The sequence below is a fragment of the Methylocaldum sp. 14B genome (assembly GCF_002005105.1).
Taxonomy (GTDB): Bacteria; Pseudomonadota; Gammaproteobacteria; order Methylococcales; family Methylococcaceae; genus Methylocaldum.
The window spans coordinates 35429-56340 of sequence record NZ_MSCV01000039.1; the positions used below are offsets into that span (position 1 = coordinate 35429).

11 protein-coding genes and 1 pseudogene are annotated in these 20912 nt (G+C 58.4%); 7 read left to right on the forward strand and 5 right to left on the reverse strand.

All coding sequences use genetic code 11. The features are described from left to right. Positions 1 to 8 precede the first annotated feature (8 nt). From B2A78_RS22140 to B2A78_RS22155, 4 genes are read left to right on the forward strand one after another with little or no spacing between them, the layout of a single operon-like run. Positions 9 to 2198 (forward strand): class I SAM-dependent DNA methyltransferase, encoded by a 2190-nt coding sequence (locus B2A78_RS22140; protein WP_077732225.1) that lies wholly within the window; start codon positions 9 to 11, stop codon positions 2196 to 2198. After that, positions 2198 to 3541 (forward strand): restriction endonuclease subunit S, encoded by a 1344-nt coding sequence (locus tag B2A78_RS22145; protein WP_077732226.1) that lies wholly within the window; start codon positions 2198 to 2200, stop codon positions 3539 to 3541. Before B2A78_RS22140 ends, B2A78_RS22145 begins: the two co-directional genes overlap by 1 nt. After that, a complete protein-coding gene (locus B2A78_RS22150; RefSeq protein WP_077732227.1) occupies positions 3534 to 6578 on the forward strand; it encodes an HsdR family type I site-specific deoxyribonuclease in 3045 nt (1014 codons plus the stop codon). Before B2A78_RS22145 ends, B2A78_RS22150 begins: the two co-directional genes overlap by 8 nt. Then, positions 6575 to 7342 (forward strand): SprT family zinc-dependent metalloprotease, encoded by a 768-nt coding sequence (locus B2A78_RS22155; protein ID WP_077732228.1) that lies wholly within the window; start codon positions 6575 to 6577, stop codon positions 7340 to 7342. The genes B2A78_RS22150 and B2A78_RS22155 overlap by 4 nt, the downstream gene beginning before the upstream one ends. Positions 7343 to 8071: 729 nt before the next feature. On the opposite strand, the gene B2A78_RS22160 is transcribed toward B2A78_RS22155, so the two are convergent. Next, complete coding sequence (locus B2A78_RS22160) at positions 8072 to 12115, reverse strand: VCBS repeat-containing protein (RefSeq protein WP_077732229.1); 4044 nt, start codon at positions 12113 to 12115, stop codon at positions 8072 to 8074. A 784-nt stretch (positions 12116 to 12899) separates the two neighbouring features. On the opposite strand from B2A78_RS22160, the pseudogene B2A78_RS22170 reads away from it, so the two are divergent. Next, positions 12900 to 13555 (forward strand): annotated as a pseudogene (locus B2A78_RS22170) (IS1380 family transposase); the annotation flags it as partial. 1054 nt (positions 13556 to 14609) lie between these two features. On the opposite strand, the gene B2A78_RS22180 reads toward B2A78_RS22170, so the two are convergent. From B2A78_RS22180 to B2A78_RS22195, 4 genes are all read right to left on the reverse strand, one after another. Then, positions 14610 to 15875, reverse strand: a complete 1266-nt coding sequence (locus tag B2A78_RS22180; protein WP_077732233.1) for a hypothetical protein — start codon at positions 15873 to 15875, stop codon at positions 14610 to 14612. 105 nt (positions 15876 to 15980) lie between these two features. After that, a complete protein-coding gene (locus B2A78_RS22185) occupies positions 15981 to 17543 on the reverse strand; it encodes an MBOAT family protein (protein WP_077732234.1) in 1563 nt (520 codons plus the stop codon). A gap of 510 nt (positions 17544 to 18053) precedes the next feature. Beyond that, complete coding sequence (locus tag B2A78_RS22190) at positions 18054 to 18386, reverse strand: EthD family reductase (protein ID WP_077732235.1); 333 nt, start codon at positions 18384 to 18386, stop codon at positions 18054 to 18056. Positions 18387 to 18501: 115 nt separating this feature from the next. Next, positions 18502 to 19083 carry a TetR/AcrR family transcriptional regulator gene (locus B2A78_RS22195; RefSeq protein WP_077732236.1) on the reverse strand — a complete coding sequence of 194 codons (582 nt, stop codon included), beginning with the start codon at positions 19081 to 19083 and terminating at the stop codon, positions 18502 to 18504. Between the two features lie 330 nt (positions 19084 to 19413). Between B2A78_RS22195 and B2A78_RS22200 the strand changes: the two genes are divergently transcribed. Further along, a complete protein-coding gene (locus tag B2A78_RS22200) occupies positions 19414 to 19878 on the forward strand; it encodes a trypsin-like peptidase domain-containing protein (RefSeq protein WP_143735283.1) in 465 nt (154 codons plus the stop codon). A gap of 124 nt (positions 19879 to 20002) precedes the next feature. Beyond that, positions 20003 to 20797 (forward strand): hypothetical protein, encoded by a 795-nt coding sequence (locus B2A78_RS22205; protein WP_077732249.1) that lies wholly within the window; start codon positions 20003 to 20005, stop codon positions 20795 to 20797. The last annotated feature ends 115 nt before the right edge of the window (positions 20798 to 20912 follow it).

Below are 20912 nucleotides of genomic sequence, written 5' to 3' on the forward strand. Positions count from 1 at the left end.
GAGCACTCATGAATCTGAACGAACTTCTCGCCATGCTCGATGCGCCGATTGTGGTCCGCCCGACCCGGCGCATGACCCAGAGCGAGTTGGAGAGCTATCTCGACAAGGCCGCCGATATCCTGCGCGGCAACGCCGACCATTCCGAGTTTCGCGGTTATGTGTTTGCCTTGCTGTTCTACAAGCGAATCAATGACTGCTATGAGGAGGAGGTCCGTACTCAAGCCGCGAAGTTGAAGCAAGCCGGGGTTGCGGAAGACCAAGCCGTCTACCTGGCCCGCCAACCGGAACTACACCATTTCGTGGTGCCTGAGTCCGCCGCTTGGAACAAGGTCGCGCGCACCGCCAAGGGGCAGCTCGGCCAGGCGCTGAACGATGCCATGCTCGCCATCGAGCGGGCCAATGCCCACCGCCAGAACAACTTCGATGGGATTCTCACCGGCAAGATCGATTTCAACAAACAGGACGAGCTGCCGCGGGACAAGCTGGTCAACCTCATCAATCACTTCGGCAGTCAGACCTTCGACCGTGCCCATGTGTCCGACGACCTGTTCGGAAACGCCTACGAGTACCTGATCCGAAACTTCGCCAGCAAGGCGGGCAAGTCGAGCGGCGAATTCTACACCCCGGCCGAGGTGGGTTTTCTCATGTCCGAGATGCTGGAGCCGAAGCCCGGCATGAGCATCTGCGACTGGGCCAGCGGTTCGGGCGGGTTGCTGCTCCAGTGCATCCGCTACGTGAAGAAACATGGCGGCGATGTGCGCCAGCTCTTCCTGCATGGCCAGGAGTCCAACGTCGCCACCTACAACATCTCCCGCATCAACATGATCCTGCACGGCGTGCCGGTCTGGGATCACAAACAGGGCGACAGTCTCCGCGATCCGCGCCAGCTCACGTCGGCCAACCGTTTGAAGCAGTTCGACCGCATCATCATGAATCCCCCCTTCTCGCTGGAGGACTGGGGGTACGATACCGTGGTCTCCGGCGACAAGTTCGGCCGTTTTTCCTTTGGACTACCGCCCGCGTCCAACGGCGACTGGGCTTGGTTGCAGCATATCGCCAAATCGCTCAGGGACCACAATCCGGAAACCGGAGAGGCCGGCAAGGGCATGGTGGTGATGTCCCAAGGCGTGCTGTTTCGCGGCCAGCCGGAGCAGACCGAGGAAGAAGACGGCCAGAACCAGAAGGCCGACACCGAATACCTGATTCGGCGCGGCTTCGTGGAGGCGGACCTGATCGAGTGCATCGTGGTGTTGCCCTCCAAGCTCTTCTACGGCAACGGCGTGCCCGCCTGCCTGCTGTTGCTCAACAAGAACAAGCCGGAAGCGCGCAAGGGCAAGACACTGATGATCTGGGCTTCGCGCCATTTCCAGAAGTCCAACCCGCAAAACCTGCTGCGCCCCTCGGACCTGATGCGCATCCTCGTGCCCTGGCGCGCCTTCGGCGATCTGGAGCAAGCCAAGGCCCTGGTGGACAGCCATACGGCGCAACTGATTCGCGAGGTGGAAGAAAACCGTGACCAGCGCCTGACCGATATCGAGGACGCCTACGGCCCGGTACTCGCTCCGCTGGCGAAGCTGGAAGCCGAGCAGGCCCAACTCGCGTTGCTGGATTTGAAGGCCAAGGCGGTGGATGAAGCGGTCAGCCCCGATCACTCCTGGTTTCACCCTTTGGCACCGCTCAAGGCGGAGGTGGAGAAGGTGCATGCCGAGATCGACGCCGCAGGGCGCGGCGACAAGGCCGCCCTGAGGACAAAGCTTGCCAAGCCGAAAAAGGCCTACGACGACGCTCGCAAGCAACTCATCGACGCCATCAGGACGCACCTCAAGCATCTCAACAAGGCGGTGAAGGAGCTGAAAAAACTGCAAGAGGAGCGGGAAGCCCGCGAGCAGGAGATTCGCCTCGCTGCCGAGCGCGAGATCGACCATATCAACGAGACCGCCGCCGACCTGCGCCGCATTCTGAACGATCCGGATGAAGCGCGCCGTTACTTCGCCGTGGTGGACAGAGCCGAGATCGAGGAGAACGAATTCAATCTCAATCTACCGCGCTATGTGGATACCTTCGAGCCGGAGAAGGTGGTGCCGTTGGATGAGGCAATGAGAAATCTCAGTAACGCTTCCGACGCTGCCAGCAAAGCACAATCAGCGTTGCAAGAAATACTTTCCGCCCTGACGTCAACATCAGCGGAGGTCACCTGATGCTGACCCACCGCCAGGACACCATAATCAGTGACATACCGGAAGATTGGCTGTCAAAACCATTGCGCTCGCTACTGGAAAAGCAGTTCTCCGGCGACTGGGGATCTGATGAAGGTGAGCAAGCCGTTTCGGTGCTGCGGTCCACCAATTTCACCAGCAGTGGCGCACTCGATTTCAGCGATGTCGCAACCCGCTATTTCAACCAGGATAAAGCCGAGACCTTCGGGCTAAAAAAGGGTGATCTCCTTGTTGAGCGTTCCGGCGGCGGCCCCGACCAACCCGTCGGACGCATCGGATTCATCGCGGACGATCTGCCCGGCAATACCGTCTCCAATTTCGTGCAGGTTTTACGACCCGATCCTGGGAAAGTCGATCCCGAGTTTCTTGGCTGGGTTCTATATGAATTGCAGCGCACCGGGATTATCGAGCGCGTACAGCAGCAGTCTACGCAAATGCGCAATCTCAATTGGCGCGACTATCAAAGGTTGCTGCTTCCGTGGCCCGAACCCAACGAACAACGCCGCATTGCCGCCGCGCTAAAACTAGCCGATGACGCCATTGCCAAGGCCAAGGCCGAGCTGGCGGCGACGCGGGAGTTGAAGGGGTCGCTACTTCGCTCTCTTTTCAGCGAGGGTTTGACGCAGCCGGATGGACTGCACAAATCCAAATGGATCACTTGCCCAACACACTGGAATATCAAATCCCTCAAGGCTTTTGCCAAAATTAGCTCGGGGTTCACAATGGGGCGTGATTTGTCACGGTACGGGACTGTAACAGTACCCTATGTCACCGTGGTGAATGTCCAAGATGGCCGATTTGAGTTGAGCGATATTTGCTCCATAGAAATAAAAGAAGAGGAACTTGAAACGGATCTGCTCCAATATGGCGACATTCTCATGACCGAAGGCGGTGACCGCGATAAGTTAGGGCGCGGCGGTATGTGGCGTGAGGAAATTACACCATGCAGCTATCAAAATCATATCTTCCGTGTTCGGTTAGATGCCGAAGAGTACAAACCTGAGTTGTTCCACTTCCTAATTCAAACCTATCAAGCAAAAAACTATTTCTACTCTCACGCGAAACAAACCAGCAATCTTTGCACAATCAATTCACGAGAGTTGAAGAATTGGCCTGTTCCGATTCCTCCTATGGAAGAGCAGGAAATAATGGTCGATGCTTTTCAGGCCGTAGAACGCCAAGAATCGGCAGCTGAAAAAAAAGTGGACGCACTCCAGCAGATCAAAAAATCCCTCCTGCAAAACCTACTCACCGGCAAAATCCGCCTGCCGATAGAACAGGGCGAGGCATTAGCAGCACCCACCAAAGAAGCCCGCTATGGATGACCTCGAAGACTTCTTGCCCGCCGGATACACGGCGCCCACCGTTTCACGCCTGTTCAACGAAGAAACCACCGTCGAGCGGGAGATCATCGAGCATCTGCAAACGCCTGCGCTGGGCTGGACCTACCGGTCCCGCGAGCAGGTGACGGAACTACGCCCGGATGAGCGCGAAGTGATGTTGCTGCCGTTGCTGCGGGAAAAGCTGAAACAGCTCAATCCCGGCGTACTGACCGACGAGGCGCGGGTGGACGCCATCGTCACCAAGCTGCGCGCTTGCCGCGACAACCGGCAATGGCTGGACTGGCTGCAAAACGGCGTCAACTACAAATTCGATCCGGCCGAGAATGCCCAGGATGTTAGGCTGATCGACTTCGATAACCTCGACGCCAACGACTGGTGGGTGACCAACCAGTTTCCGGTGGAGGGCAACTCGCCCCGGCGGCCGGATATCGTGCTCTTGATCAACGGCATTCCGGTAGTGGTGATCGAGGCCAAGACAGCCAGCCGCAGCAAGCCCGATTGGCGCGAGGGGGCCAAACAGCTCGGCATGTACGCCGAGGAGATCGACCAGCTCTTTTATACCAACGCCTACGGCGTGGGGGTTAACGAGACCCGCATGATGTATGGCGTGCCGGGGCGGCGCTTGCAGTTCTGGCTGCAATGGCGCGACCCCTGGCCGCACGACATCGACGAGTTCAACGAGATGAAGGTCTCGCTTTACGGACTGTTCGATCGGTCCAACATGCTGGACTTTATCCGTCACTTCATCGTTTTCGTCACCAAAGAGGGTAAGACCGAGAAGGTGGTGGTGCGCTATCAACAGTACCTGGCGGTAAAGGACATTCTCGGCCGCGCAACCGACCTGAACCTGCCGCCTGAGAAGCGACGCGGGTTGATCTGGCACACCCAGGGCTCCGGCAAGACTTTGACGATGATTTATGCCGCCCGCAGCCTGTGGGAAGACCCGAAGCTGAACCAGCCCACGGTGATCCTGCTGGTGGACCGCGAGCAACTCGGCGATCAGATGGACCGCGAACTGATGGCGACCGGGACGGAGAACGTTCACGTGGCGGAGAGCAAGCGCGATCTGGAGGCCAAGCTGGCGGGCGACTACCGTGGAGTGATTCTCACGACCGTGCACCTCTTCGAGGGCATGCCGAAGCGGATCACCAAACAGCGGAAGAACGTCATCGTGATGGCCGACGAGGCCCACCGCACCCAGGAGCGGGAACTGGGCACCTACATGCGCGCCGCGGTGGAGGGGGCATCGCTGTTCGGCTTTACCGGGACGCCCGTCGAGAACGACGACCATAACACGCCGGTAGCTTGGGGCCAGGTAAAGGACGACGGCACCATCGAGCGCTACATGGGCCGCCCCTACACCGTCACCGATGCGTTGCGCGACGGCGTGGTCAAGCCCATTCACTGGCAGCCGCGCATGACGGACTGGCAACTTTATGGCGCCAAGCTGGATGCCGCATTCAAACGCGAATTCGGCCATCTGCCCGAGGCCGAACAGAAAAAGCTGGTAAGCGGTTCCTCTACTCTGGATGTCTTGCTGAAACTGCCGAAGCGTATCGATCAGATTGCAGATGATGTGGTGAATCACTTCACCGCGCACGTCCGCCCCAATGGTTTCAAGGCCATGCTGGTATGCAAGGACAAGGAGGCGGTCAAGCTCTACACCAAGGCCTTGCGGGACCGGCTGGGTGATGAGACGGTGATGGCCGTCATCTCCGAAGCTCCCCAAAGCGACTCCGCGGAGATTCAAGCCCTCTATCTCGGCGACGCCAGGCGCAAAAAGCTGCTGAACGAATTTCTCATCCCGGCCCGATCCGAAGTGCAGGAGCACCAGGACAAGCCCTATCGCAAGGTGGAACTGTTGGTGGTGTGCGACATGCTGCTGACCGGCTTCGACGCCCCCATCCTGCAGGCGCTCTATCTGGACAAGAGCTTGCACGATCACGGTCTCCTGCAAACCATCGCGCGGGTGAACCGGCCCTATAACGAACTGAAGGGGTACGGTCTGGTCGTCGACTATTATGGCATTTTCGATCATTTGAACGAGGCGCTGAACTACCGACCCGAGGAACTGGGCGATATCGCGTTTCCCTTCGAGCGCATCCGCGAGCATTTCCGCAAGCAATTCGATGCCCTTTGGGCGCTCTTTCCCACCGAGACCGTGCCGCGCGACGGCTCGCATGACGCCTTTATCGCCGCCATGAAAATCCTGCGCGACGAGGAAGGCGCGGAAAAGGAGTTCGACACCGGCTACCGAAATCTGCGCGTGTTGTACGAGGCCTTGCAGCCCGATGAGCAACTGCGCGACTTTGTGCGCCCCTACGCCTGGCTGACAAAGCTTTACATGCTGTACCGGAAGAAGTTTCATCCAGACGCGGCGCTGGAGGCGACGGAAGAGGATGCCGCCCGCACCAGGGAGCTGATCCGCCGGCATATCGATGTGGAGGAGCTGGAAAAAGAGTTCCCCACTTATGTGCTGGACGAGCATTTCCTGACCAAGCTGAAAGACAAGAAGCCCGACGCCAAGGCGCTGGACATCGAGGCCATGCTGAGCGCCGAGCTGCGCATCCGTCTGGATCAGGACGAGGCCTTCCGGCCGCTTTCGGAAAAACTGCAACGCATCATTGATGAAAAACGGGCCGGGACACTGGCAGGCATCGCCCTAATCGCGGAATTGGAATTGCTCACCGAGGCAGTGCGGGCGGCGGTTGAGGAATCCAAACGCCCCATCGGTCAACAGCTGGCGTTGAAGGTCAAGACTCGAAACGCCGCGTTGAGCGAGACGCAAGCGGCGGAAGTGGCTGCTGCCATACTCGAAGAAGCTGACAAATACTGTTTCCCCGGCTGGTGGAACAGTAGTACGGTGGACCCGGAATTATCGAAGGCCCTGCTGTTCTTGATCGCCCAACGCTTTTCGGCCTTGGGGCTGCTGTCGGGCGATGCAATGGAATTTATTGTATCGCTCGTACAGGTGCTCAAGCGCAAGCATTACAAACCGGGAGGCAAGGACGCCGAATGACACGAATCGCACGAATCGATCTGCCCAACGGTCGGCAACTCGACTACGAGATCCGCTCCGCAGCCAAGGCCAAGACTCTGCGCCTGAAGATGACGGCACGGGAAGGCCTGACAGTAATCGCGCCCAAGGGTTTGAGCGAGGAGCGGATTGTTGAACTGGTGACCGGAAAGCGGGAGTGGATCGCGGCGCGCCTCGATCAATTCGACGAAGTGCGTCACTTGTTGGGCACACAAGTAAGCGTCCGTCCCGAAGCCTTCGACCTGCCTGCGCTGGCAGAGTCCTGGCGCGTGGAATATCGGCAAACGAAGGGCAAGACTGTCGCGGCGTGCACCGATCGACAGGGCCGGGTATTGGTCTATGGTGCGGTGAGCGAGGCGGAACGCTGCAAGGTTGCTCTGCGTCGCTGGCTGGCCAGACGGGCCAAGGAATCACTGGTGCCTTGGCTGGAAACAATGTCGGCCGATACCGGTTTGAAGTTCAGTCGTATTGCCATCAAGAATCAGCGCACCCGATGGGGAAGCTGTTCCGCCGATAATGCCATCAGCCTGAACGCCAAGCTGTTGTTTCTCTCTCCAGCCTTGGTGCGGTACGTATTGATGCATGAGCTCTGTCACACATTGGAACGAAACCACACGAGCCGTTTTTGGACTCATCTACGCCAGTTCGAACCACAAACCGATTTGCTACATGGACAGATGCGCGACGCCTGGAAGAGGGTGCCGGCTTGGGCGCATCCGGTGCAAGGCGGAAAGGAGGGAATTTGATCTGAACTCGTTTCTGCCTGAATTCGCAGTTTCCAATAGCGGGGCTGTCTCTACGCGCTGGCTGCCGTTTCGTGCGCGAATATCCGGAATCCTCGGGAATGCACCGCCTCGCACGTGGGCTCCGCTACGAATTCCGTCCTTGACCTCGCCCTAGAACGTTTTCATCTCGCTCGTACGGCAAAACAGGCTTGGCGGAAGTCGTTGGCGCATTCGGCTCGGGTGAATGGATTCAAGCATTCGTAGGTCGGCAATCCTTTGCCGACGAAGACGCTCGGCCGGGACGTGGTGTCGGGAAAGGATTCCCGACCTACTCGCGAGTGCCCGTACAGTAGGTATGAAAATGCTCTAGCCCTTCGGGCCGGCGTGCCGCGGTCGCGATTTGTTCCGGGCAAATTTGTCTTTGGTGTGGCCAAAAGAACGGAGTCAAAGACGAATCGGCCGGGAGCCGATTTGGGCGCGCGGAGCGCGACCGCCAGGGAGGGTGCGAGTCAGCGGCCATCCGGCGAGCGTCCTTTTTCCTGCGCGTTTCGCCTTGGATCGGGGACGCTCGAAGGGAACAAAAGCTGTAGCGTCCACTCTCGCGGACACTACGCCCAATCAGAAAATGCTTTAATCGGAAGAGGTCTTTTACTCCAGCTGGATTCGGCGCAAGTCCGATCAATACTCAGCCGGTGAATTTCCTGTAGCCGGGTGCCGATCGACGTCCGGCTACGGAAAATGCGCGTGTTTTCAGTTGATGATGCAGCCGAGGATCAGATCGACTTCTTCCAGCCAAGGCGCCGTGATTTCCGGCGAAATTTTCTTTCTGGCCAGTGCCCTGATCTCGTGCTTCAGAGCCGTGAGAAGAGACCGAGCGGCTGCGGTATGTCCCCGATCGAGAAGCTTTCCGGCCGTCTTGATTTGAGCCAGGAGGCCCTTCTCAAGTCCGCGCGGCAGGCCGGCCGCTTGGATGGCCTGCCCGAGCGAGGCCAGCTCGGCGGGGAAGTCCGCAGTCACCTGGACCGTGGCCGTTCCGGTCGCGGGCTCGGCCGAGCCGTCGGTGGGGATGGCTTGGACAAAGATCTGGTGCGTCCCGCAGGTGCCCGGCCGATAGGGCACGGGCGCCACGAAGGTGTCGCTGGCGCGGACCCTCGGAATGAGTTCCTGATCGAACAGCATGGCCCCCGCCTCCGGATCGCCGTCATAGAAGAGCGTGAGCACCGAGTCGAAGCGGGGGCCGCCGCTCCGGTGGCTGGCCCGAATCGTCACAGGCTGGTGCAGCAGCACCGGTCCCGATGGAGCCGCCACGTGGTCGATGGTCAGCGCGCCACTCCCTGTGGCTGGCGCCGGGCTGGCGGACGCCACATGGAAGACCTGATTGTAGAAGCCCAGGTTGTTGCTGTAGGTCTCGATCGGCACATCGGCCAGGGAGTTCAGCAGGCTGGCCGGAATCGATCTCAGGCCGTGGTCCTGGATCTCCGGCACGAGTTGTCCGCCCTGTTCCATCCAGGCCACCACCCAGAACTTCCAGTCGGTATCCGCCGCCACCGTGCTCGTATTCCAGGTGGCCTTCGCGTAGACCCAGTTCTGCGGCGGGCTGTCACCCGCACAGGGATCGACGTCTCCCTGCGAGCCTCCGCAGAAAGCGGGGATCGGCGCCAACTGGTCTTCTCCGATGAGGACCGCCGGAGCGAAGGCATCGGGGTTGCCGGCCTGGCTCTGGAATTGGCCGGTGGCGCCATCCCAGGGCTGGGCGTAAAACAGCACGTGCACCACGGTGCCCGCGGGCATGTCCGAGAGGCTGTAGTTGTACACCCGCGCCTGGAGAGTCACTGTCTGGCCTTGGGGCGTCTGGGTGATTTGCGGGCCACCGGGGGTGGTGCCGGGGGTCACGAACAGTCCCTTCATCTGGTAGAAAGGCGCATCCGCGACGTTGGCCGGCGTCGGCGTCTGCGAAATCGAGGTGCAGGCCGGAGAGGTCTGCGAGGAGGTGAAGCCCACCGGACAGTTGAACCACACTTGCTGAGGATTGGTGCCGGTAGGTGTTTTCTGCAGCCAGCGTTGCGGATGATTCAGCGCCACGTCCGGGAGGATGGGGTTGCCGTTGGCGTCAGTGTGGGCGTAGGCCTGTTTCCACCAGTTGCCCGACTGGACGGTGCCGGTGCTCAGGGGATCCGAGGCGAACCCGACGGCCTGGAAGCCTTGGGCCTGGACGGTGGTGTTCGTTGTGAGGGTGTCGATGGTGCCGGTCGGGGCGGCCTGGCCAAAGATGAAGCTCTGCCCCTGGTAGAGATAGTTTTCCGAACTGGTGGGTCCGCCCGGAATGCCGCGGTTGACGATCACTCCGGTGGAATCGGAGAAGGTGCTGGCCGAGGTGTTCAGGGTGCTGACCGACTGGCTCTGGTTGTAATCGAAGCTGGCGCTGCCGCTCAGCCCGAACCCCTCGATGTTGGTGCTGCCTGAAACGCTCACCGAGGTGTCGAAGGTGTGGGTGCTTACCGAGCCGCTGGTTACGTTATTGCCTCCGCCCTGTGTCCAGGTGATGGAAACCTGCTCGGGTGACTGCGAATCCCAAACTTCGTTGTCGGGCGACAGAGGCTGCAGCGGGTTCGCCGCGGGCAGATTGGCTTTTAGCAGCTCGAGGCTCCCCGGATAGGAAAGCGCATTACCCGGCTCATGCACCGGCTGGTACCACTCGATGGCCGCTCCCTCGGCGAGGTCGAGATAGACGACGTTGTCCGGCCCTGAGAACTGCACGTGGAGAGGTGCCGTGCCGGCCGGACAGCCGTCCAGCGGCGGCGCACCGCTCACCGGGACGCAGTGCCCGATGACCGGATAGCTGTAAATGTTGAATTGCTCGGCCGTCGCCGCCACGCGATCGTCGAACAGAGTCTGCGCCGTCAGTTTGAACGAGTTGCCCTGGTAGGTGTTGTAGGTTTTCGCGACGGTGTTCTGGTGGGTTTGTGTCGCGGCCTGCGTGAGCTTGACGCTCACGCTGTCGATTCCAGGTACGCCGTAGCTGACCTTTTCCTCCGCGGATTCCTTGAACGCGACCGTGTAGCTCGTGGTGCTCTTGCGGCTCGCCTGGGTGCCGGTGGTGTCCTGGAAGTTGTACTGGGTGTTGAACGTATTCGGGAAGACCGAGACGTTGAGTACGTCGGGCACCGATCCGCCGGCCGGGGTGATCCAGTCCACGTGCATGGGCGGGAGACCCAGGATGGTGTCGGGCTGGATGTGATTGGCTACGGTCACCTTTTCGGGCGGCCCCAACAACAGTGATCGCCCTTGGGTGTCGCCGGCTACCAAAAGAAGCGGGCTGTTGAAGAAAGGCGGAAAGCCCAAGATTGACGTATTCGAGGCAACGCTGAGGGCGAAGCTATTCGCCGGATCCGCCCGGAGGATCTCAAGGTACGGCTGGTTTTGGCTCATCGGAAGGCTAAATGACAGCACCCTGGCGATTTCCAGGTTGGGAGGGCTGTCAGGACCGAGGTCCTCGTCGAAGTTGCCTACGGCCAACCCCAGATTGACAGCGCCGCCGGTGTCGATGGAAGCCGCCTGGGCAATGTTGAGCTGGCTGTCCAGCGTGAAGACCGCCGCTTTCCACGAGAAGTTATTGCCAGTGGAATCGGTCAAATAAGTGTAGGCGGCAACGACCTGTTCGGCGGGGTTAAACCAATCCAGGTGGCCGCTGGTGGCGAGGAGCGGATCTCCCGCCGTGTTCCCGTTCGTGTACAGCGAATCCGGCGAGACGAACGTGTTAATCAGGGTGATATCGAAGTTGAGGGGGTTGGTCGACTGGGGCTGCACACGGAAGGACTGCAGCGTAAGATTGTCTCCGTTGTTCACGACGAGGACGATCTCGTCCGTGGGAAGGCCGGTCGTCGCGTTGACATTCCCGTCGAAGTTACCGGCCACGACTTTGAGGCTCCAGATAACCTGCCCGGAAACCGGACTATTCAGGACAACGGATGCGGCCTGCCGGAGCGCCTGGGACGCGATCTTGCCATCCTGGGTCGTGACGACCTCGTAGATCTGGAGGAGTAGTTGTGCACCCCCGGAAGAAAATGGCTGCGCGATTGCCGCCTCGGGCTTTCCGTCGCCGTTGAAGTCCCCCGTCGTGATCGAAATGGGATTGGTGAAGTTGAATTGAAAGGGGCCAACCCCGTTGCTGGCAAACAGGCCGGCATCGAGATTATTGACGTCGTTGGCGGTGACGATCCGGAGCAGGCCACTGGTGCTGCCGACCGCGTCAGCGGTAAGCAGGGCGATGTCGGCGAATCCGTCCCCGTTGAAGTCGTCCATGGCCATCCCCTGAGGGTTGCCGGAAAGCGAAAATCCTTTCGTGATGAAGCCATTGGGGTCCTGGTCCCGCACATTGACGAGACCCTCCGTCATCGTCACGATGACATCGCGCGGCAGATTGAACATCCGCCCGGCACTGGTGGCGAACGACGGAACGCCGCTGCCGGTGATTGCATACGGGAGTTGCGCGCTGACAGATGAATTGGCCGTTTGCAGCACCACGTTGCTGACCGCGGACCCTGGACCCTCTGGCTGGCTGGTGACCACCAGGTCGTCCACCGGCAGCAACCGGCGCTGCCCCTGTAGAATGTCGCTCACGTTCGCGAAACAGGGAGCACCGGAGTCACTTTGGGTGGCATTGTTGTTGCACCCGTCAGTTTGCGCCCAAACCGGAAGGCTGCCGAAACCCGCGGCAAAAACCACACCGGTCAATAGCCGGCTTGCCAGTACGCCGGGATGTCGCGCTTTTGGCTGAGTTTTCCCTGTATTCATCACGGCTCTCCCATTTTCAAAACGGCGCCATCGTCTTATCAATTATCACGCCAGATCCGTATCTATTTGTTTTTACGAACCGCTTTGAAATTACACAGTTTTTTTCTGTAAACTCCGCGAAACATTCGGCTCTCCCAGCGCTTCCCGTGAACCGAATCTCGGCGATCGCCGGACCTTGCCAAAGACCATCCGACCGATTGTAGGGAATTGATCGACAAAACTTTTTTCGACAGCAAGTGCGCCACCGCCACTCGATCCGGGACACGTAAAATTTTCCGACACCAGGATGGCGCCGCCTTTGTCGTATCGGCGATTCAGTAGGACCAAGAGCAGACGCGACCGGTGGCCCGAACGATGCCTTGGGCGATCCGGCGCTCGGACGACCGCTCCAGGAACGCGGCTAGCCCGTTTTCCGAATCGGTGTAAGGGATTCGGATATGTAGGTCGGCAATCCCTTGCCGACGTATCGGCTCGGCGAAGGGCTTTGTCGGAAGGGTCGCGACTAAAGCGACCGTTTGCGATTGGGAAGGGATTGTCGACCTACGTTCTCCCCTCCTGGAACGAATCCGTACACCGGGATGGAAAACGCTCTAAGTACATTCAGGGAAGTCTTGCGGCATAGGCAACCTGCAGGACAACCCCGCCAATCAAGCCAATCTGTCGAGAGTCCGCAAATATTTGCGGAATGTACTTAGCCCGGATATTTCACCAAGAAGAGGTCGGCACAGCGTTGAAATCCCCATAAAATCAAATTGCGAAATCAATTTTGTGGGGAGCTGTGCCGATGCCAAAGCGTACCGCGGAAACGATAGAATTTGGGCGTCTCGGACGCCGGGTGATCGAGGCGAATTTTTCGGGGGGTGCCGTCAGTTCGGATGGCGGGTTGCGGCTGTTGCGCCAAGTAGACCAGTACCTCGGCTTGTCCAAAGCCGTGGCAGAAGTTCTGACGGATCCCCGCGATCCGGAGCGGATTGTTCATTCCTTGCGCGACCTCGTTGCCCAGCGGCTCTATGGCCTGTGCTGTGGGTACGAGGACTTGAACGATCACGACCGGCTACGGCACGATCCGTTGCTGCAAACGGCCTTGGGCAAGGTGACGGCATTGGCCAGCAGCCTCACGTTCTCCCGCTTGGAGACCCGTGCGACGCGTGCCGATGTGGTGGCCTTGAACCGGGTGCTGCTCGAGCAGTTCATCGCCGGCCAATCTCGAGCGCCCCGTGAACTAATCCTCGACGTCGACGCCTCCGACGTGCCGCTGCACGGGGGCTAGGAACTGGCCCAGTTTCACGGCTACTACGACCACTACTGCTATTTGCCGTTGTATGTTTTCTGCGGCCAGGCCCTGCTGGCCTGCTTGCTGCGCCCGAGCCGGATCGATGGCGCCGAGCTTCGGCCGCGGTGATCAAGCTGCTGGCGAGGCGCTTGCGGCAGGCGTGGCCGATGTCTCACGGGCTTCTGCCTTCTTTGACTTCATCGAGGTCTGTTCGCCTACTCGCGTTCTACCAGGTTCGACCCTTCAGTCTACCGACCTACTATGGCTTCGGCTGACTTCTGGCAGACCCTCCCACGATCTCTCGACCGCAGTAGCACAAGGCAGACTGCCAGATCTCCCCGGGTATGACGCACCCGCCTTCACGCTTATACCTGTCGGATCTACGACACGGCGTTCCGTGCAAGTTTCGGGCTTTGACGATAATGGCCGCCTCACCCCACCGTGCCGCCTCCTATCCGCTTCCTGTGCGTCAGGCCACCGCTTTGCCTTCGGCTTCCTTCAGATTCGCGGTCACCCGCGAAACCCTTGCCGTTCGGCTAACTCTTCCCCTTGCCCGGCGAGTAGAGGACTTTCACCTCCAAATGAGTGTGCTCTGCCGGGCGCACCATAAAAAAAGACCTACTCGAAAGTAGGTCTTTTTGAAGGGAGGATCACGTACTAGTTATAGCTGTGGGGATACGGCTGTATTCGATAATTTCTGGGAATCCCCGTCAGGCGAACTTCCACATCCCGTTAGGCCAATAGCGGCAACGACGAGACAAACCGCAGCAAGTAGCTTCTTCATGATTCCCTCCGCATTAAGTATCAGTAATTAACTAAATTAGCCATTAATGACGCTACTTATATCGCCTATTTCAGGCGTAATTTGTTTACCAGTTCACGGCCACTTCCGTCAAGACGATATTTTCGATCAGATGGCTGTCCCAAAGTTCCTTCGTCAAGCATCGCGCTGGCGAACGGTCTTCTCTTGGAAGGCTTTCTCCTTGGAGCCCATCCCAGTAAGCCGTTCGCCCTGAGCCCTTCGACTCCGCTCAGGACAGGCCGGTCGAAGGGTTTCTTGAGCCTACTGGGATAGGCTCTTGGTCCGGAAGACATATGAGACTGCCTTTCTTCCTTTCGGTACGACCGTCATCAGTCGGGCATTCGGCCGAAAAGGGCGTAGTGCTTGCCAGAACATGGCTACGGTGGGTTGAATCGTCCGATTTTCATTACCCGGAATGTTCATTGGCTCTGATATTTCTTAACCAGATCTTGGATCTCGTCCACTTCTTCTCTATGAGCTTGACGATAAAGCTGATGAGCTTCGCGGATACTCGCCAGGTGCTTTTCGATATTCTCGGAAGTCAGCAAAACGCCGAAATCGTCAGCGATCCGACGATTCGGATCCGAGTAATTCAACACGCGATCGAGCACCAGGTCACCCAGCTCTTTCCGATAGTGAGAAGATTCCCAAAACCACCGCATCATGGTTTCCTTGTCACCCAAGGCCGGTACAGCCTCCATGGTATAGGTATTGAAACCGGAAAAGTCCCATAGAGGGAAGGGATTGCGTCTGCGTTCCCGTGCGACCTCTTCATTAAGTCGGACGATCTCTCTTTTCCAAGTCTCCCATTCATCCCAAAGCCCCGTGCCGGCCGTCAGTACCCATTGGCGTGCGTGAGCCGGGGAAATCAGAATATGGAATTCAATCTTGCTCCGGTGAGCCTCTTCAAGAATCCTTCGAAAGTAATCAAACGTATTCGTGCTTCCGTCTTCCGAAACAAAATCGAATTTCTTGTGTGGCCTTGGGAAATACAGGTGCGTCACGTAATTCAGTTCGCTATAAAGAGCCGCTTCGTGCCGTCCTCCGTGCATCATCATGATCGCTTCTTTATCGGGCTGTTCCACTTGTCCGCGCGGCAGAATCACATTATCCCGATTGGTCTGTTGAAACAGGGTCTTGAGGCTTGCTGTTGTGGCATCAACCGATGCCAAGGTTTCCAGCAGGTCCGTGGTTATAGCGATATTCCGTTTGGCCCCGTGAACATCCGACGAGAGTCGTTCCTCAGTGAAATCCGGAGCATTAGGTCTATAGGCATTGAATTGGAAGAAGTCGACGGCCAATACGACTTTCTTTAATCGTCGTTCTGCATTGGCGTGCTGAAAGTAGCGCAAATTTTCATAGATAGTCGCTCCATTCAACGCGAGGTTGTAGGTGTTAAATTCGGGGAACAGCGCCGGATGCTCCGGATCAAGGCCGTGTTCGGTGCGAGAGCTGCCGATGACCAGTACGTCGGGTTTTCGTGCTCTAACGGCGTGGGCCTTGGTCAGCCGCAGTTGCTTGAATAACTCCGGCTTATTGGCATTTATCCCTTCCCAGCTTGGAGACCCGAAAATGGAATAAGGGTCTACCAGGTAATTCATCAGGATGATTACAGTCAAAAGAACAACGGCACCGATACCGATCGTATCGAGATAAGCCGCGAATTGGCGTTCGCTTGGCGTCACTGGGCCCTTGCCCAAAAGCCGTGAAGAAATCGTAGCAGGCCCGGCAGATCGGAGTCGGGATAAAAGGGAGGAATCGGGCTTCGCGGCGGGTTTATTCACGGATTCTCAGAATTGAAAGTAGAGAAACTCGCTCACCTTGGTGAGGCTGAGCACGTCGAACACGAAGAGCAGCATGGTGAGGTTGGCCCAGATTACCGTCGGCCGCCATTCCATCCATCTCCAGCGAAGGCGCTGGATCTCGCCTTTATAGGTTTCGAATGCCGGGTGATAGTTGCGCATGAGTTGCTGGGTGTTGGGCAAAAACAGAACGAATATCGTCAATACCAACAGCCATGCACCAGCCATCTCGGGTTTCGCGCCGGCGACGTGCGCGAAGACCCCGTCGAAGGTGACTCCCAGTCCCTGCAGCCACTCGCCAAAGCGCCCGAGAACCCGAAGGGCTTCGGGTTCCAGGGACACGCCGTTGGCTCCGATCATTCCGAGCCATATGCTCTTCGTACCCGTAATCGTCTCCGCGCGAAAGGGCACCCAGGCGGCGATCACCGCGACGAATGTCAGCGTCCAGCCGAATGCCTTGCCCATCCGGCTGGCGGCTGCCCGACCGCCGAACAGCGATCGCCAAACATGATTGACGATGAGAAAGAATCCATGCAGCCCGCCCCACACCACGAAGTTCCAGCCGGCGCCGTGCCACAGGCCCCCGAGCAACATTGCGATCATGAGATTGGCATGGCGTCTTGTCGGGCCCTTCCGGTTGCCGCCGAGAGGAATGTAGATATAGTCCCGCATAAAACGGGAGAGCGTTATGTGCCAGCGCCGCCAGAAGTCGATGATATTGGTCGACTTGTAGGGCGAATTGAAGTTGAGGGGTAGCCGAATGCCGAACATCCGGGCTAATCCGATAGCCATGTCGGAATAACCCGAGAAGTCGAAGTAGAGCTGAAGGGTGTAGGCCAGGGCGCCCGCCCAGGCCTCGAAGAAGGTCAGCGCAATGCCGCTATCGGCCGCATGGAATGCCGGCGTGGCATAGGCGGCGACGCCATCGGCCAGCACCACTTTCTTGAAGAGGCCGATGGTGAAGATGGTGAAGCCGACGGCATGGCGTCGGACGCTCAGTTGATAGAGGTCATTCCGGGCGAATTGCGGCATCATTTCCCGGTGATGCACGATGGGACCCGCGATCAGCTGGGGAAAGAAGGTGACGAAGAGACAGAAGTGGAGAAAGTTATACTCCTTGGTTTCCCCTTTATAGGCGTCTACGAGATAGGCGATGGTCTGAAAGGTGATGAAGGAAATGCCGAGGGGCAGGATGATGGTCTCCACGCCGAGAATATCGCCGAATATGAAGTTGATGTTGTCGACGAAGAAGTTCGCATACTTGTAATACCCGAGGAGCGACAAGTTGGCGGCAATACCGAAAATCAATAGCCATTTTTTCTCAGAGGAATGACCTTCGCCGCTCAGGGAAACTCCAAGCGCGTAGTTGAACAAAATGGAGGCCAAGAGTAAGCCCAAGTAGGCCGGATTCCACCACGCGTAGAAAAAGAGCGACACACCGATCAGCCAGGCGATGGCAACCCGGTGGTGGCCGCGGCTTCCGATGGCAAAGAAGACGAACAGAGAAATGGGGAGTAATAAGAAAATAAACGGATAGGAGTTGAAGAGCATCGGAGTTGCTTGATTCGACGTGCGGGACTAAAGGGCTTTGATCGGTGATCGACTCCCTACTCGATGTCCACATCCCGCTGGATCTCCCCGGACGAAGGCGATCCCGGAATTCTCTACAAATAAATACTGCTTGTAAGACGGCAAAAGCCATCAAAGTTCCGCCTGCTGCTCAAGCGATGCCTCCCCAAGCATCGCTTAACGGAAACCTAGCCTATCCGGAGCTCAGCCCGAGAGCAAGACCGATCGGTGTGCCTTATAAGAGCAAATTAGAGCGGTTTTCCTGGGGTCGTAAGGCATAGCGCACTATCTGGACCAACCGCCCACATCGGAGGCGGTGATCGTGTCGAGGGACTCCTTCAAAGCCGCTCGTAGCGGGATTTGAAGCGCACCGGGCTTCCGGGCTGATTGGGGTCAGCGTAGCGGGTGGTTATCATCCTCAAATATAGTTGATCGATCGTTCAACAAAAGTGGCAAAAAAGGGGCGCCTGCGGTCGGCGCCCTGACCGGGTTTTACGGGGCATCGAAGTGGAAGGTCTCACTCTCTGCAATCAGAAAGATCGGCGCGCCGCCGGTCGAGATGTCGACGGCATGGGCGAGTGTTTCCTTGCCGCCTTCCGACTGCGCGCAGGCTTCCAGCGCCGCCATGGACGGAAAGAACACCTCGGCAATACGGTAGAAGGGCGCTGCGCCCTGGGGTGATCCCAGTACCCGGGTGGCGATGAACTTGGTTTTTCCGCCGAGCTTTTCCACGGCCATGGGAACATGCTCCTCTTGATAGCGCTTCTCGAAAGCAGCGATATCGGCGGGCGTTGGATAAATCACCATGAATTTGACTTCGGACATGTCGTTCTCCTTGAACTGAAGTTGGAAAAAAAGATTATCGAAATCTAGGGTTGCTGATTGGCGATTTCCTCCTCGGTATATTGATGAACGATCAGTCAAAAATAGGCCGAAAAAATCAGTCGAGCACGGAGAGGCCGACGGCGACGATGTCGGCCAGGACTTCCCGTTCCGGCCGCACTTTGCCGATAACCAGGAGTCCTTGCAAAACGCTGGTCAGATAGCGGGACAGCGCTCGGATATCCGCCTCCTCCCGCAGTTCGCCCGCCTTCCGCATCCGTTCCAACGTGCGCCGAAAGCCTTGTTCGAGCCGCTCCAGGCAACCGCCCACCTTGGCCGCCGTGTCCGGGCAGGACAAGCCACGTTCCACCGCGGAGTTGGTCACTAGGCACCCGCGCAGGGGGCCGGCCGTGAGGATGTGCTCGATCACGGTGGCGAAGAAAAAACGGATCGCGGACTTGCCTGAAGGTTCGCTGTCGAGTAATTCCAGCAGGCGCTGGACCACCACATGGTTGTAGCGGTCCAGAACTTCCAGGAACAGCGCCTGCTTGTTGCCGAAGGCCGCGTAGAGGCTGCCTCGATGCAGTCCGGTGGCATCGACCAGGTCCTGGATCGAGGTGGCTTCGTAACCTTTCGACCAAAAGGTCTCCACGGCTTTATCCAGGACGTGCTCGTAATCGAATTCGCGGGGTCGGGCCAAAGGAGACTCCTCGTATTCAGGTTGTAGCTAAGGCTAGTCTTTATTGAATAAGTGGTCAATAACAATCGACCGGTATATTGCCATAGGCGATGTGAAATTCGGAACGATCCGGGCGTAAGCTTCTGATCATCGGCCTCCTGGAAATGAGGCTGAACTTGCTGCTTCCGAACCGGAGGCGAGGGAGGAGGGGATTACTGTGGCACGGGAAGCCATAATAAATTTCTCTAAGCTCGTGTGTTCAAATTGGAAACTCTCCCTTCGGAAAAGGGCGAAAATGAAGAGACCGATGCGTCCGACTATATTGCTTGGCGTGGTGATTGGATCTTTAGCATGGACGGCGCGGCAGACGTGAATCACACGCTTGCACTCAGCGTCGTCCAGGTTCATGCCTATCCAAGGGACGGCAAGGCCTTTATCGGCTCCGGCGTGGTCCTCGATCAAAATCTGGTGGCCACGAACTGCCATGTCACGCGGCACGCCAACGCGGTCGTCGGGAAGGATGCGTTACGCTTTCGCGCCGCCAGCCAGCGTGCCGATTTGAAACACGAGCCGTGCATTCTCGATGCGCCGGGAATGCAGCTGTCGGCTGCGAGCCTGGGGACCGCATCCGGACTCTCCGTCGGCGACCCGATATATCGGTACGGTTATCCGCGGGCTATCGGCATCGCCTTCTACTTTCACGCCGCGTCCACGCTTGCCGACCGACCTCGATCCATCGCAGGTGCGGCATGGGGACCGGAAGTATTGAAAACTGCGGTATCCTGTCGTTCTCTCATTGCCGAAGGCATTCCTTAAGGAAGCTCTGAACAAGTTGATTCCGTTCATGCCCTTCGACAGGCTCAGGAGAGCGTTCGACAAGCCTGTCGAAGGACTTAATCAGAGCTTCCTTAACGCCGTTCACCGCCGAAACGGGGACCTCATGACTATCAGTAATTTCCGGCGTTTTGCCCGCTATATCGGCATCGACTATTCCGGCGCTCAAACGCCGACCGCTAGCCTGAAGGGGTTGCGCGTCTATCTGGCGGAACGGGAAGCGCTGCCCGTGGAAGTGCTGCCGCCGCCGGGCCCGCGCAAATACTGGAGTCGGCGCGGCATCGCCGAGTGGCTGGTCGAGCGCCTGTCGGAAGGCCAGCCAACGCTGGTCGGCATCGACCACAGCTTTTCCTTTCCGCTCCGTTATTTCGAGGTTCATCACCTGCTGCCCGATTGGCCCGCCTTCCTAGACGATTTTCAGCGGCATTGGCCGACCGACGAGGACCACACTTATGTCGACTTTATCCGCGACGGCCTTCGCGGCGATGGCGCCGCCCGCACCGGCAGCCCCCGCTGGCGCCGTCTTTGCGAGGAGCGCGCCAGGGCGAGGTCGGTGTTTCATTTCGACGTGCAAGGCTCGGTCGCCAAATCCACCCATGCAGGCATTCCCTGGCTGCGGTACCTCCGGCGGCAACTGGGCGAGCAAGTGCATTTCTGGCCTTTCGACGGCTGGGCCATCCCGACCGGAAAGTCCGCCATTGCCGAGGCATATCCCTCGTTGTGGAAGAATGTGTATCCAAGCGAGGGCCGCACCCCCGATCAGCACGACGCTTATACCATCGCTGCGTGGCTACGGGAGGCCGACGACGATGGCCGCCTGCAAGGTTTGCTCGAACCCGTGTTGACACCCCCGGAGCGTGCCGTCGCTGGAGTGGAGGGTTGGATTCTCGGAGTAGGATAGAGAGTCAGCTCAGGGGCTAACATCACCCACTTTGGCGATGTTGCTTTACGAAGGTCGCCGACGACGGCATCCCCTGCGAAAGCCGGAATTTCGTTCCGGCTTTCTTCATTCGAAA